We start from the raw sequence: 14183 nt of genomic DNA, 5'->3' as shown, positions 1-14183 counted from the left end.
ATTTAAAAAGGGTTATAAGATAAACCTAGACCAAAGTAAAATGCTGTTGCCTTAGCCTGTCCATAGAATCCAATATTAGCATTGTTCACATCTCTGGACTTAGGCATTGCATATCCTCCTGCTACATCAATTCCGAATTGTTTCAACTTAAATCCTACCCCACCTGTAAGTACAAACGTATCAAATGAAGGTGTTTCCGGAATAAAATTGTCTGTAGTATAAGGTGCTTCATCATAATAAGCTCCTAAACGTCCATAGATTATATTAGAGAATGCATACTGAGTACCCAATCTGAATGTTTTGGAATTTTTAAAATTCTTAGGATTTACAAGAACCGTAGGATCTGAAGGTTGGTTTCCAATAGGTGCATTTGCAAAATCTAAAGTAAGCTTACTGTATCTTTCCCATCCGTGATAGTTAAAGTCTGCTGATACTGACCATTTTGGAGTAATTTTATACGTTAAACCAATTGTATATTCTTCAACTAATGGAAGGGTTGCCGTGAAAGCATCCTGTCCTGCAGCGTTTAACTTTAATAAAGAATAAGGGGATTGCGTTGGGAATTTGAATGTAGCCGTTCCGTTCTTAGCTTTCATATCAATTGCTGAACGGTATGCAATACTCACATCTAATTTTGGATCAGGTCTAAAATAGAAACCAAATCCATATCCATGTCCGGTTGCTTTTTCATCATTGATATTCACTTGCCCGCTAAATTGTGTAACAGCCTTATCCCAGTCTACCTTTCCTCTTGCATAGATATAGCTCGCCCCGAAAGACACCCAATCTGCAAGTTTCACAGAAACCATTGGTTGGAAGTAGTAACTCTTCAGTTCCATTTTCTGTACAAGCTCTTTACCTTCCCAGTTTTCAGGCCATTTAATTGTACTTCCAAAAGGAGTTGAAAAACTAAAACCTACGGAAAGATTTTCTATTGGTTTATAAGTAATCGCTGCATAGATTGGGGTTCCTATTGGATTGTCCGTCTCTGTACTCTGTAAGGTATTTAAGTTTTGAAAAGTAACTTTATTACCTGCACCAAACCCTCCAGCTACTACGCTCAGCTTTGTAGGGATAAATGACATACCTGCTGGGTTGAAGAATGTCACACTTGCATCTTCGGCATGAGCACTAGTATGCGCCATTGCCAATTGTTTTACCCCTTGCAGGGAAACTCTGAAGCCTCCTGCGTAAGATAGAACGCCCGCCAATAAAGCAGTTGATACTAATATTTTTTTCATAGACTATTATTATATAATCCAAATATAAAATTATTTTGAATACGTCTGTTAATATTTCCTAATATTTTAAACAATATGCCAAAAGAAAACTATGTTTAAAATAACATTCTAAACATAATAAGATGTAAAATAATATATAATAGACATTTAATCAAGAAGTATAATAAATAATACTCACCTGTTTAATATTAAACTAGAGTTTAACAAAATAGTGTTAATATTTTCCTGAAACCTTAATATCACTCTTAATGGAAATTATAAATGATCGATTTATCTAATAGAGATTTAAAAATCATGGAAAATTACAAAGCGTAAATATATCTGTAAAGTACTTACAACTTGATTTTTACCAAATTCAAACTTTTGTCTTTCCTTAAAATATAGAAATGTTTTATTCGAATTCAGGTTATTTAAGTATTTTAGAATCGCATAAAGATAAAATTACATAAATTTGCAAGATTATAAATAATAGTAATATGAGTTGTGGATGTAAAACATCCGGCGATTCTGCACATTCTTGCGGTCCTAAAAAAACTGCAACTGGTTGTGAAAATGTAAATACCTGCGGGAATAGTTATAAATTAAGTGTTTTTGACTGGCTTTCTAACATCAACAACCCAGCACCTAACAGGTGTGATTTTGTAGAAGTTAGATTTAAAAATGACAGAAAATCGTTTTATAAGAATGTAAATAATATTCCTTTACATATAGGTAGCGTAGTTACAGTAGAATCTAGTCCGGGACACGATGTAGGCGTAGTAAGCCTTACGGGAGAATTAGTAAAAATTCAGATGAAAAAGAAGAAATTTTCTGAAGAATTAGCACTTAAAATATACAGACAAGCCAACCAAAAGGATCTTGAGGTATGGCAGGAAGTTAGAAAAAAAGAAGACGCAGTAAAGCTGGAGGCTAGAAAAATAGCTCAAAGAATTGGTCTTGAAATGAAAGTTACTGATGTTGAATATCAGGGAGATTCATCAAAGATTACTTTTTATTATACAGCTGATAACCGAGTAGACTTCAGACAGCTGATTAAAGATTACGCCGGAGCCTTCAGAACGAAGATCGACATGAAACAGATCGGGTTCAGGCAGGAAGCTGCAAAAGTAGGCGGAATCGGGTCTTGTGGACGTGAACTTTGTTGTTCAACATGGCTTACAGACTTCAGATCTGTAAACACCAATGTAGCAAGATACCAACAATTAAGTATCAACCCTCAGAAACTTGCAGGGCAATGTGGTAAACTTAAATGTTGTCTTAACTACGAACTTGACAGCTATTTGGATGCATTAAGCAATTTCCCTTCTTCTTCTACCACTCTGGAAACAGAAAAAGGAAAAGCATTTTGTATCAAAATAGATGTCTTTAAAAAGAAAATGTGGTTTGCCTACGTAGACAGCTCGATTGCTTGGTACGATTTTGATATTGATCTTGTTAAAAAACTGATTTCAAAAAATAAAAGAGGTGAAAAAACACTTCCTTTAGAAGACCTGAAACAGCCTGAAACGTCACCTCAAAGCATTGACCTTATTCAGGAAAACAATGTGGATCGTTTTGAAAAGAAAAACAGAAACAACAGAAACAGAAACAATCAGAATAAGCCCAACAATAGCAATCAGGGACAAGGAGGACAACCTCAAGGACAAGGACCTAAGAAAAACAGACCTGAAAGACAGGAAAGAACTCAAAGATCTGAGAAGTCCGAAAATCCTAATGCTAATTCGGGAAATCAGCCTAGACAGCCAAAACCACAGCAACAGCCTAAAGCCCCTGTGGAAAAGGTAAAATCTGAAGCTAATCATGGTGCTGAAAAAGCTCCACAAAGCAATCCGAACAAGAAAAAATTTAAAAAGAAATATCCTCCAAAAAAAGATAAAAATGAGTAAATTTTTAGGATTACTGACCTTTATTCTTTTCTTTAGTTGCAACTCTTCTTCAGGAGAAGATGTAATCATGAATTCCGTTGACAATAAGTGGAATAAGAAAAGTGAACAGAAATTTAATCTTGAAATTTCAGATCCGCAGAATCCTAAAAATATTATATTTGTCGTAAGAAATAACAATGATTATCCTTACAGTAATATAAGGTTTATTGTAAATTTCACGAACCTGCAGAGCAAGAAAAAGGAAACAGATACCTTAAATTATGTTCTGGCAAAACCAAACGGAGAATGGCTTGGTACAGGCTTTGGTGATACGAAGGAAACTTTGTTTCAGTACAAAGTAAATTACAGATTCCCAGGTAAAGGAAAATATGAAATCGGGCTTACACAAGCGATGAGAAATGATAATTTACCAGGAATTGAGGATGTTGGGATAAAAATAGAAACGGCTAAACCGTAACCATAAATGGAAGAAAACAAAAAAAATGCAGGAAGCAAGGGGAAAACATTTCCTCTGCCTCCCAAAAAAAAGAAAGACACCTCCTGGAAAAAATGGGTTTCATTTATTTGGATTGCACTCATTGCGGTAGTTTTAGGAGTTTCAGGACTTTTCTTTTCTGTTTCTCAGGGATTCCTTGGAGAAATGCCAGATGTAAAAGAACTTGAAAACCCGGATATCTTTGTCGCTTCTGAAATTATTTCTTCAGACGGGGTAACATTAGGTAAATTTGAGAAAGAAAAAACTCAGCCTATTGTTTATAAGGACCTTCCTCCTTACCTTATCTATGCCCTTCAGGCTAAAGAAGATGAGCGATTCAAAGAGCACTCAGGAATTGACTTATACTCAGTTGCCAGAGCCGTTGTTTACGGTGGTGGTCGTGGTGGAGGATCTACCATTACTCAGCAGCTTGCTAAACTTCTTTTCACAGGAACAGCTTCTCAAAATAAATTTGAAAGAGCATTCCAAAAGTTAAAAGAATGGGTAGTAGCGGTAAGTCTTGAGAAAAGATATACTAAAGAGGAAATTATCACTCTTTATTTCAATAAGTTCGACTTCTTATTTAATGCAAATGGTATTGAAATGGCATCGAGAGTTTACTTTAATAAGAAAACTTCTGAGCTTACATTACCGGAAGCTGCAACTTTTGTAGCAATGCTTGAAAACCCAAGAAAAAATAACCCTTACAGATATCCTGAAAGAGCAAAGGAAAGAAGAAATGTAGTATTGGATCAGATGCAGAAAACCGGATATATCAATGCAGAAACTTATGAAAAAGCAGCAAACACTCCGATTGAAGTAGATTTCCACCCTATTAAAAGCATTACTGACGGATATTCCGCTTATTACAAGTTCTATCTTAGAAAAGAGATCGATAAATATCTTGAGTCTCACGAAAAAGAAACAGGAAAGAAACTTAATCTTTATAAAGACGGTTTAAAAATATATGTTACTCTTGATTCTAAAATGCAGAAGTATGCAGAAGAGGCAATCAAGGAACATTTAACTGATCTTCAGAAAAGATTTGATGCTGAACAAAGAGGAAGAAAGAACAGACCTTTCTATTACCTTACTGATAAACAGATCAAGGATGTAATGGTTCAGGCAATGAAAAGAACCGGACGTTACAAGCTGTTAAAAGCAGATGGGATGCCTGATGATTCCATTATGATGGAATTCAAAAAACCAATCAAAACTTCAAGATTCACATGGAATGGTGAGGAAGAAGTGGAAATGTCACCTTGGGACTCTATCAGATACCACAAACAAATTGCACAGGCAGGTTTAATGTCAATGGTTCCAGGAACCGGAGAAATCAAAGCTTGGGTAGGTGGTATTGACTGGCAACACTTCCAGTATGACCACATTAAACAAGGTAAAAGACAGGTAGGATCTACCTTCAAACCTTTCGTATATGCAACAGCAATTATGAAATTAGGTATGACTCCTTGTTCTACAGTTTCTAACGGAACTTACGACCATAACGGATGGCACGTACCAGGAAGAGGAGGAATGCTTACTTTAAAAGATGGATTAGCACACTCTCAAAACCCAATCGCCGCAAGACTTATTGAAATGACAGGCGTAGATGCTGTTATCCAGACAGCAAGAGATTTAGGAGTAACTGAGGATATCCCTAGAAACAATACTATCGCATTAGGTTCATCAGATATTACAATTTATGAGATGCTAGGTGCCTACAGTACTTTCGCAAACTATGGTAACTACAACAAGCCAGAAATGATCTGGAGAATTGAAGATGCCAATGGTAGAGTTATCAAAGAAGTAAACGTAGAACCTAAAGAAGTAATGAACCCAATGTACGCCTACACAATGATTGAATTGATGAAAGGTGTTGCACAATATGGTACTGCATCAGGAGAGCTTGGAAGAAGAGGAATCTCAAAAGCAGTTGAAATTGCTGCTAAAACGGGGACCACACAGAACAACTCAGATGGTTGGTTCATGGGAATCACACCAAAACTGGCAACAGGAGCTTGGGTTGGATGGGAAGACAGAGCAACTCACTTCTTTGGAACCGGTGAAGGTCAGGGTGCAAGAATGGCATTACCAATCTGGGCAATCTTCATGAAGAAAGTTTGGGCAGACAAGACTCTGGGAGTAACCCCTGATGATAAGTTTGTCAAACCTTCTGACTGGAAAGATGGTTGTTCAAATCTTAAAGGATTAGGCGGCGGATACGGAGATGACGGAAGTCTTCAAACGATTGACGAAATCAAAAACCCAAGAGCAGCAGATCCTACACCTAAAAAGCCTACAGAAAAGAAAGAAGAAAACATTAATGAAAACCTTCATTCTAACGATGAGGTAGACTTTAATAAATAAATTCTCTTTTAGATATACATAAGACCTTTCAATAATTTGGAAGGTCTTTTCTTTTATAATTAATACCTTTGATGTATGAATATCGAACGCATCCAACAGCCTTTCATTAAAATATTTCCAGGGGATACTTCCAACAATCCAATGCAGAGAAATACTCCCAAAGTCTTATTCTCCACAGTCAAGCCGGCTGGTTTTGAAAAACCACAGCTAATAGCTTTTAATGAAGCATTATCAGAAGAAATAGGATTAGGCAGGTATGAAGAAAAAGATATTGATTTCCTTGTTGGAAACCATCTTCCTGAAAACGTTCAGACCTATGCTACAGCCTATGCGGGACATCAGTTCGGAAACTGGGCAGGACAACTTGGAGACGGAAGGGCTATTTTAGCAGGAGAGATCACTAATAATTCTGGAAAAAGAACAGAAATTCAATGGAAAGGAGCTGGCGCTACACCTTATTCAAGACATGCAGACGGAAGAGCAGTTCTCAGATCTTCAGTAAGAGAATATCTGATGAGTGAAGCAATGTTTCATTTGGGAGTTCCCACAACAAGAGCTTTAAGCCTTGCATTCACAGGTGAAGAGGTCGTTCGTGACATCATGTATAACGGAAATCCACAATTGGAAAAAGGAGCGGTAGTCATAAGAACAGCTGAAAGCTTTTTGCGTTTCGGTCATTTCGAGCTCATGTCTGCCCAAAGAGAATATAATACTTTAGAAGAATTACTGGATTTTACCATCGAAAATTATTTTCCTGAAATTACTTCCACAGACACTCAAAAATACAAGGACTTTTTTGAGAATGTGTGTACGAGAACTGCCAACCTTATGGTAGAATGGTTCAGAGTAGGGTTTGTACATGGTGTTATGAATACCGATAACATGTCAATTTTAGGATTGACGATCGACTACGGTCCTTATTCTATGATGGATGAATATGATTTAAATTTCACCCCAAACACTACCGATCTTCCAGGAAGAAGATATGCCTTTGGAAAACAAGGGCAGATTTCCCAGTGGAATCTTTGGCAGCTCGCCAATGCTCTCCATTCTATAATCAAAGATGAAAAATTCTTAGAAGATACTTTAAACCGATATGGCAATTATTTTTGGGAAGCTCATGATAAAATGCTTTGCAGAAAATTCGGTTTTGATGAACTGAAAAAAGAAGATGAAGACTTTTTCACCAATTGGCAGGGGCTGATGCAGGAACTTCAGTTTGATTACACTTTATTTTTTAATCAATTGGAAAAATTAACATCAAACATGGACATCAAAGAACATTTCAGTAACGCTTCCTACACTTTTTTGAATGAAGAAAATATTAGTAAGCTTAAAAACTTCATTGAAAACTATGAAACGCGTTTGAAATCAAATACAATTTCAAGAGAAGAATCTCTAAAAATGATGGAAAGATCCAATCCGAAATTCACTTTGAGAAATTACCTTCTTTATGAATGCATTGAAGAAATTGAAAACGGAAAAACAGAGATGCTCGAAAAATTAACTAAGGCACTTGAGAACCCTTATAAGGAATTATTCCCTGATTTTTCGACCAAAAGACCTTCCGGTTACGACGACACTGCCGGATGTTCTACGCTTTCATGCAGCTCTTAGTAATTAACAATATTAATAAAACCACCTACTTTGGTGGTTTTTTATTTTACTTTTGCAAAAAATTTGACACGTGTCTCTTATCAAAACAAAATTCATTCATTTTTTCAGGTTGGTTTTTCCATCCTCCTATACCGAATTAGCTGTTTTCCTCTTTTTTATTACCTGTTATGGAATCCTAGGCTCTTATATTGCTATCCATTACAGAATCATCTTCGACAGTAGAATTCCATGGGATGCCTATTTCAGCTTTGATAATAAATCCATTCTGATGACCGGAGGTAGTTTTGAAAGACATCCACTCTCCTATTACTTTTTCACTTGGATCAGAGAATTATGTCTTTTTATCTCAGGTGGAAAAATGGATGTCAATTTCAGACTTACATTAGCATGGTTAAGCAATATTATCATTACGTTAAATATTGTTCAGATTTTTAAATACTTAAAAAACATCATCAGACTTCCCTTATTTTACAGTCTTTTGATCATTTTATTCTTCGGAATATTTTCAACAAATATTATTCTTTCTTTTACTCCTGAAAATTTCACTTACACTCTATTTTTACTTTCACTTTACAATTACTACGCTGCCATAAAGCTAAAAAGGGATCAAAAAACACCCGCAGCAGCATTATCACTTGCTAGTATTACAATCGGAGGACTTACCGTCACAAACATTGTAAAGGTTTTTATTCCTGTACTATTTGAAAAAGGACTTTTTAAAGATTGGAAGAAAATCGCAAGCGTTATTTTAAGAGGATCAATCGCAATCATCATATACGCATTACTCTATCTCAACAGAATCGATTTCAAGTATCAGAATATTTTTTCGAAGACCAATCAACAGTATGAAAAGTTTTCCAATGTAGAATCTATGCCAACCTGGGATATGATTATTTCTTTCTTTTTCGGAGGAAATATATTATTCCCAAGCTTCACCATTTCGGATAAGCATAATATGAAAGGGTTTCACTTTAAAGCCCTTTATATGGACCTTTATTCATCAGTATTTCCTTATGTTTTTATAGCCATACTATTACTGCTTATAAGTTGGAGTTATCTAAAGAATTTTAAAAATAAATGGGTACAGATAATTGCCATTTCATTTTTCATAGACGTTATCATTCATTGCATCATGAGGTTCGGATTGCATACTTCTTATATCTATGGCGGACACTTTGTTTTCGTATATCCACTTCTCATAGGATGGCTATTCTATGCTTACAGATCTTCACCAAAAACAACCGCATTCTTAACCTTAACAGTCAGTATATTATTCGTTTATTTACTTTCAAATAATATCTCTAGAATGTTAGAATTCTTTTGGTTTTTAGAAACCTACTATCAATAAAAAAAGCTGAGAAAATTCTCAGCTTTTGTATTTCTTATATAGAAGTTTTATAATTCTATTTTGCTTCAGCACAGAAAATTCTATACTGTACAGCAACTGCAGATTTAAAGTATTCTCTGATCCTTGAAAGATCACCTGAAGCACTTTGCTTAGTGAAATAACTTCCTGCCAGTATTTTATAATTCGGTCTTAAAGATGCATCTGTTTCTACTTTCAGGTTAGGAAATCTCTTCCTGAAATAAGACTTCACTTCGTTCGCTTCTTCATTACTTTTCACCGTTGTAATCTGAATTTTATAGCCTAAAATTCTAGGGTTTTTCTTACAGATTTCAGCGTTCGTCAATTCCCTATTCGGTACATAAATCTTTGGCGGTTTGGTAATCGCTCCTGAAGAGATTCCAGAATCATTATTGCTATAATCTTTGGTGGAATTATTTGTAGCCACCTTAGAACATTTGCCTTCGATTCCTTCCAAGGCTGCACTTATTTTAGAATCCATTGTCATGACAAGCTCCGTTCCCGAAAGCGTATCTTTTTTAACAACCTGCTGGGCTTCAATACTATAAAAACCAAATAATGATAATATCGAAAATATTTTGATCAAATTTCTCATTTAAACTTGTTTCCGCAAATTTATACAAATTAAAAAACTATACCAAACAGGTTATTTAGAATCAATACAAATTAAACGTAAATGATATTTTCCCTTTTGGATATGCCGTTAAATTTCTGTTAAAAATATTATTTTTGCGGAATTGATTGAATGTTCAATAATTTACTAACATAAGATAATTTAAATGATTAGTTGGAGAAAGCATTATAAAAAAACGTTGATCGCAATAGGCTTATTGCTATCAACCAGTGCTTCATTTTACGGGCAAGACGGCGATCCTAAAAACGGAGAGAAACTTTTCAAAGCGAATTGTACTGCATGTCACGCGCTGGACAAACAAGTTGTTGGACCTCCATTAAAAGGGGTTGTAGAACGTGTAAAGACAGAAGGTGGTGTAGACAAAGATTGGCTTCACAAGTGGATCAAAGACAACAAAGCTCTTAGAGCTTCTGGGGATAAATACGCCAATGAGATTTTTGAAAAGTACAACAAGACTGAAATGCAGGTCTTTCCAAATCTTACAGATAAGGATATAGACGACATTTTAGCTTTCACTACTAATCCACCAGAACCAGAACCAAAGAAAGATGATGCGAAAGCAACAGCCGGTGAAGGTTCAGCTACTGCAGCTCCTGCAGACAAAAGCACAACAAACATCGTTATCATTTCACTTTTAGCCATTGCTGGTCTATTAGTATGGATCTTGGTAAAACTAAGACAATTAGTTAAACTAGGTCAATCTGAAGAGTTAACAGGTCTTAACGAGACTAGAGTTCGTTCTTTCAGTGAAATGTACGAGAAGTTCCACTACGTTGGAAAAGCATTATTAGCTATTCTTGCTATTCTTGCTGCTTACGGAGTTTGGAACTGGCTAATGTGGATCGGGGTTTACAAAGGTTATAAGCCTGAGCAGCCTATCTACTTCTCTCACAAAATCCACGCTGGAGAACAGAAAATTGACTGTCAATTATGTCACTCTAGTGCTAAATACGGAAAGGTATCTGAAATCCCTTCTATGAACGTTTGTATGAACTGTCACAGAACAATTTCTGAATACAACGCAGATCACTACATGGAGCCAGGAAAAGACAAGGCATTCTATGACGGAGAAATCCAGAAGATCTATGCGGCTACAGGTTGGGATCCTGCTAAACAACAGTACACAGGAAAAACACAACCGGTTGAATGGACAAGAATCCACAACATGCCAGACTTCGTTTACTTCAACCACTCTCAGCACGTAATTGCTGGTGAACAAGCAATCATCAATTCTTTCAACAAGAAGAACCCTAACAACAAAATTGATGTTGTTTGTAAAGCTTGTCACGGAAAAATTGATACAATGAATGTTGTTCAGATGGCTAACGACTTTACTATGGGATGGTGTATCGAGTGCCACAGAACGACTGAGGTTGATATGAACAACGGTTATAATAAAGAGTACTTCAAGAATCTACACGACAAGTTGAAAAAACAATATCCACAAGATGGAGGTAAGATCACTGTAGATGCAATTGGAGGTCTTGAGTGTGGTAAATGTCATTATTAATAACTAAAAAATTAGAAGTATAAATGGCTTCAAACAAAATACAATTCAGAAGTATTCATGAACTTAAAGATCCAGCTTTAAATAATAAGCTGGCTCAGAAAGAGTTTCAGGAAGAAATTCCGGTAGAAGATTTCCTTGGAGATGCTGAGACAAACGGATCAAGTACTTCAAGAAGAGATTTCCTTAAATTACTAGGGTTCTCTACAGCAGCAGTAACATTAGCTGCCTGCGAAGCTCCGGTAATCAAAACGATTCCTTACGTGGTAAAACCACACGATATTATTCCAGGAATCCCAAATTATTACGCTTCAACATATTTTGATGGTTTCGACTTTGCTAGTGTTTTAGTAAAAACTCGTGAAGGTAGACCAATCAAGATTGAGCCAAACCCAGCTGGTGGTGATTTAGGTAAAACAAACGCAAGAGCTCAGGCAAGTGTACTTTCTCTTTATGATAATGATAAAGTAAAACAGCCTAAACTAGACGGTAAAGATGAGACTTTCGATAAAGTAGACAGTTTTGTTATTAAAGGTTTAGAAGAAGCAAAAGCGTCAGGCAAAAAGATTGTGGTTTTATCACACTCTTTTGCTTCACCAACTTTCAAAAAGTTATTTGCTGAATTCAAAGCAAAATATCCTACAGCTGAATTAGTAACATTCGATGCTTTCCCTTACTCTGCAGGACTAGATGCTGCTCAGGAAGTATTCGGACAAAGAGCATTACCTGTTTATGATCTTAACGGTTCTGAATTGGTAGTTTCTTTCCAAGCTGATTTCTTAGGAGACTATAACGCTTCAAGCTTAGAGTCTTCTTATGCAGCAGCTAGAAAACCAGGAGCAAACATGTTGAGACACATCCAAGTGGAATCTAACATGTCATTAACTGGTGCTAACGCTGACTCAAGATATAGATTAAAACCAAGTGCTGTAAACAAAACTTTAGTTGAAGTTTACAACGCAATTGTAGGTGGTGGTACTTCTGATAAGACTGCAACTGAAATTGCCAATGAACTGAAAGCAAAAGGCAGCAAAGCTGTAGTTTTCGCTGACGGTTCTAAAGGAGCACAAGTTTTGGCTCATTTAATTAACCAAAAATTAGGTTCAGTTGCTTTCACTGGTAAAGCAAACTTCCTAAAAGAATTCAACGGTGCTAGATACCAGGAATTCCTAGGATGGGTAAACGGAGGACAAGTTGGTGTACTAGTTACAAACAACGTAGACCCTATCTATGCTCACCCGAAAGGAGAAGACTTCAAAAAGTCTTTATCTAAAGTTCCTTACGTAATCGCTGTTGCTGATAAGAAAAATGAAATGTACAAAGCAGCTAAGGCTGTTATTCCAGTAGCTAACTGGTTAGAGTCTTGGGGAGATATCGAACCACAGACAGGAGTATATTCATTAATGCAGCCTACGATCCAGAAGATCTACAAATCAAGACAGATTGAAGAATCTCTATTGGTTTGGAAGAATGGCAAAAACAATGCTGCAAACAATTACTACGATTATTTAAAAGCGAACTCTGCTTCTCTTTTAGGTGGTACTTCTTTCAACAAAGCATTATACAACGGTATTAACCCTTCTACTAACTCAACAACATTATCTTATGCAGGAGGAAACGCTGCTCAGGCTGTTGCTGAATTAGGAAATTTCAAAGCTTCTGATTTAGAATTAGTATTATACACTAAGACTTCTATGGGAGACGGAACTCAGGCAAACAACCCTTGGTTACAAGAGTTACCTGACCCGATCACTAGAATGGCTTGGGATAACTACTTGACAATTTCTCCAAAAGATGCAGAAAAGTTTGGTATTGATAACGATCTTAATGCGAGAATGCAGTTAGATGGTTCTATCGTAAACCTTACTGTGAATGGAGTTACAATAAAAGATGTTCCTGTATTCGTACAACCAGGACAAGCGGAAGGATCAGTAGGTCTTGCTCTTGGATATGGTAAGAAAAACTCAGGAGCTACTGCAGATACAGGAGTAAATGCTTATCCTCTATTCGATGGTTCTAACCTTGCTGTTTCAGGTGTTAAAATCGAGAAAACAGGAGAAGATCACGAATTCGCAGGTATCCAGCTTCAAAATACATTAATGGGTCGTTACGAAATCGCTAAGGAAGTTCCTTTAGCTGAATTCATCAACGTACCATTCGATGATGAGCACAAAGGATGGAATAAGCCTTTGGAATACCACACAATCAGTGGAGCTCTTCCAGCAAGAAAAATTGACCTTTGGGATGCATTTGATGATACTGACGGTCCTCACTTCAACTTATCTATTGACTTGAACTCTTGTACAGGTTGTGGAGCATGTATTATTGCTTGTCAGGCTGAGAACAACGTTCCTGTAGTAGGTAAAGAAGAAATAAGAATGTCTAGAGATATGTATTGGTTAAGAATTGACCGTTATTATTCTTCAAGACAGAAAGTAGAAGTATACGAAGGATTAAAAGAAGGAATGGCTGTACCTGAATTATATGGTACTGCATTCGGAGACGGAGGAGCATTGAACCACCCGGCTGATAATCCAGACGTAATCTTCCAACCAGTAATGTGTCAGCACTGTAACCACGCTCCATGTGAAACTGTATGTCCGGTAGCGGCTACTTCACACGGTAAGCAAGGTCAGAACCACATGGCTTACAACAGATGTATCGGTACTAGATATTGTGCAAACAACTGTCCGTACAAAGTAAGACGTTTCAACTGGTTTACTTATAACCTAAACGATAAGTTCGATTTCAACATGAACAACGATTTAGGAAGAATGGTACTTAACCCTGACGTAGTTGTAAGAACTAGAGGGGTAATGGAGAAATGTTCAATGTGTATCCAAATGACTCAGAATACTATTCTTGAGGCTAAGAAAGAAGGAAGAAGAGTTAAGGATGGAGAATTCCAGACTGCATGTTCTAAAGCTTGTTCTACTGGTGCAATGACATTTGGAGACATGAATGATAAAGATTCTTCAATTAGAAAGGTGTATGCCTCTAACAGAAGATATTATTTACTAGAGGAGATCGGAACAAAACCAAATGTGTTCTATCATACTAAAGTAAGAAACAGAGTAGAAAAATAAAGTT

The 14183-nt window shown here is 36.4% G+C and carries 9 protein-coding genes; 7 read left to right on the top strand and 2 right to left on the bottom strand.

The features are described 5' to 3' along the window. Positions 1-2 precede the first annotated feature (2 nt). Positions 3-1241, bottom strand: a complete 1239-nt coding sequence (locus BBI01_RS16230) for an OmpP1/FadL family transporter (protein ID WP_065395689.1) — start codon at positions 1239-1241, stop codon at positions 3-5. A gap of 476 nt (positions 1242-1717) precedes the next feature. Here BBI01_RS16230 and BBI01_RS16225 point away from each other — a divergent pair, with 476 nt between their 5' ends. The 5 genes from BBI01_RS16225 (at position 1718) to BBI01_RS16205 (ending at position 8934) form a co-directional block, all read left to right on the top strand. Further along, complete coding sequence (locus BBI01_RS16225; RefSeq protein ID WP_065395688.1) at positions 1718-3127, top strand: PSP1 domain-containing protein; 1410 nt, start codon at positions 1718-1720, stop codon at positions 3125-3127. Continuing rightward, entirely contained in the window at positions 3120-3584 is a 465-nt protein-coding gene (locus tag BBI01_RS16220; protein ID WP_065395687.1) for a gliding motility lipoprotein GldH, read from the top strand. Before BBI01_RS16225 ends, BBI01_RS16220 begins: the two co-directional genes overlap by 8 nt. A gap of 6 nt (positions 3585-3590) precedes the next feature. Next, positions 3591-5969, top strand: coding sequence for a transglycosylase domain-containing protein (locus BBI01_RS16215; RefSeq protein WP_065395686.1), 2379 nt, complete (start codon positions 3591-3593; stop codon positions 5967-5969). 75 nt (positions 5970-6044) lie between these two features. Next, positions 6045-7586 (top strand): protein adenylyltransferase SelO, encoded by a 1542-nt coding sequence (locus BBI01_RS16210; protein ID WP_065395685.1) that lies wholly within the window; start codon positions 6045-6047, stop codon positions 7584-7586. 70 nt (positions 7587-7656) lie between these two features. Continuing rightward, complete coding sequence (locus BBI01_RS16205) at positions 7657-8934, top strand: DUF6080 domain-containing protein (RefSeq protein ID WP_228394025.1); 1278 nt, start codon at positions 7657-7659, stop codon at positions 8932-8934. A 55-nt stretch (positions 8935-8989) separates the two neighbouring features. Here the strand turns inward: BBI01_RS16205 and BBI01_RS16200 are convergent, their stop codons facing one another. Further along, positions 8990-9547 (bottom strand): SPOR domain-containing protein, encoded by a 558-nt coding sequence (locus tag BBI01_RS16200; RefSeq protein WP_065395684.1) that lies wholly within the window; start codon positions 9545-9547, stop codon positions 8990-8992. A gap of 184 nt (positions 9548-9731) precedes the next feature. Between BBI01_RS16200 and BBI01_RS16195 the strand changes: the two genes are divergently transcribed. Both BBI01_RS16195 and BBI01_RS16190 read left to right on the top strand, forming a co-directional pair. Beyond that, complete coding sequence (locus BBI01_RS16195) at positions 9732-11096, top strand: c-type cytochrome (protein WP_065395683.1); 1365 nt, start codon at positions 9732-9734, stop codon at positions 11094-11096. Positions 11097-11119: 23 nt separating this feature from the next. Then, on the top strand, positions 11120-14179 hold the full coding sequence (locus BBI01_RS16190; RefSeq protein ID WP_065395682.1) for a TAT-variant-translocated molybdopterin oxidoreductase: 3060 nt from the start codon (positions 11120-11122) through the stop codon (positions 14177-14179). Positions 14180-14183 lie beyond the last annotated feature (4 nt).

Source organism: Chryseobacterium artocarpi (genome assembly GCF_001684975.1).
In the GTDB taxonomy this organism is placed as follows: Bacteria; Bacteroidota; Bacteroidia; order Flavobacteriales; family Weeksellaceae; genus Chryseobacterium; species Chryseobacterium artocarpi.
Note: the sequence above shows the minus strand (reverse complement) of the source record. Positions and strands in the feature narration are given on the sequence as shown.

Coding starts and splice junctions, on each gene's coding strand:
- BBI01_RS16230 (WP_065395689.1), bottom strand. CDS start 1,241: ATGAAAAAAATATTAGTATCAACTGCTTTATTGGCGGGCGTTCTATCT.
- BBI01_RS16195 (WP_065395683.1), top strand. CDS start 9,732: ATGATTAGTTGGAGAAAGCATTATAAAAAAACGTTGATCGCAATAGGC.
- BBI01_RS16210 (WP_065395685.1), top strand. CDS start 6,045: ATGAATATCGAACGCATCCAACAGCCTTTCATTAAAATATTTCCAGGG.
- BBI01_RS16220 (WP_065395687.1), top strand. CDS start 3,120: ATGAGTAAATTTTTAGGATTACTGACCTTTATTCTTTTCTTTAGTTGC.
- BBI01_RS16200 (WP_065395684.1), bottom strand. CDS start 9,547: ATGAGAAATTTGATCAAAATATTTTCGATATTATCATTATTTGGTTTT.
- BBI01_RS16215 (WP_065395686.1), top strand. CDS start 3,591: ATGGAAGAAAACAAAAAAAATGCAGGAAGCAAGGGGAAAACATTTCCT.
- BBI01_RS16225 (WP_065395688.1), top strand. CDS start 1,718: ATGAGTTGTGGATGTAAAACATCCGGCGATTCTGCACATTCTTGCGGT.
- BBI01_RS16190 (WP_065395682.1), top strand. CDS start 11,120: ATGGCTTCAAACAAAATACAATTCAGAAGTATTCATGAACTTAAAGAT.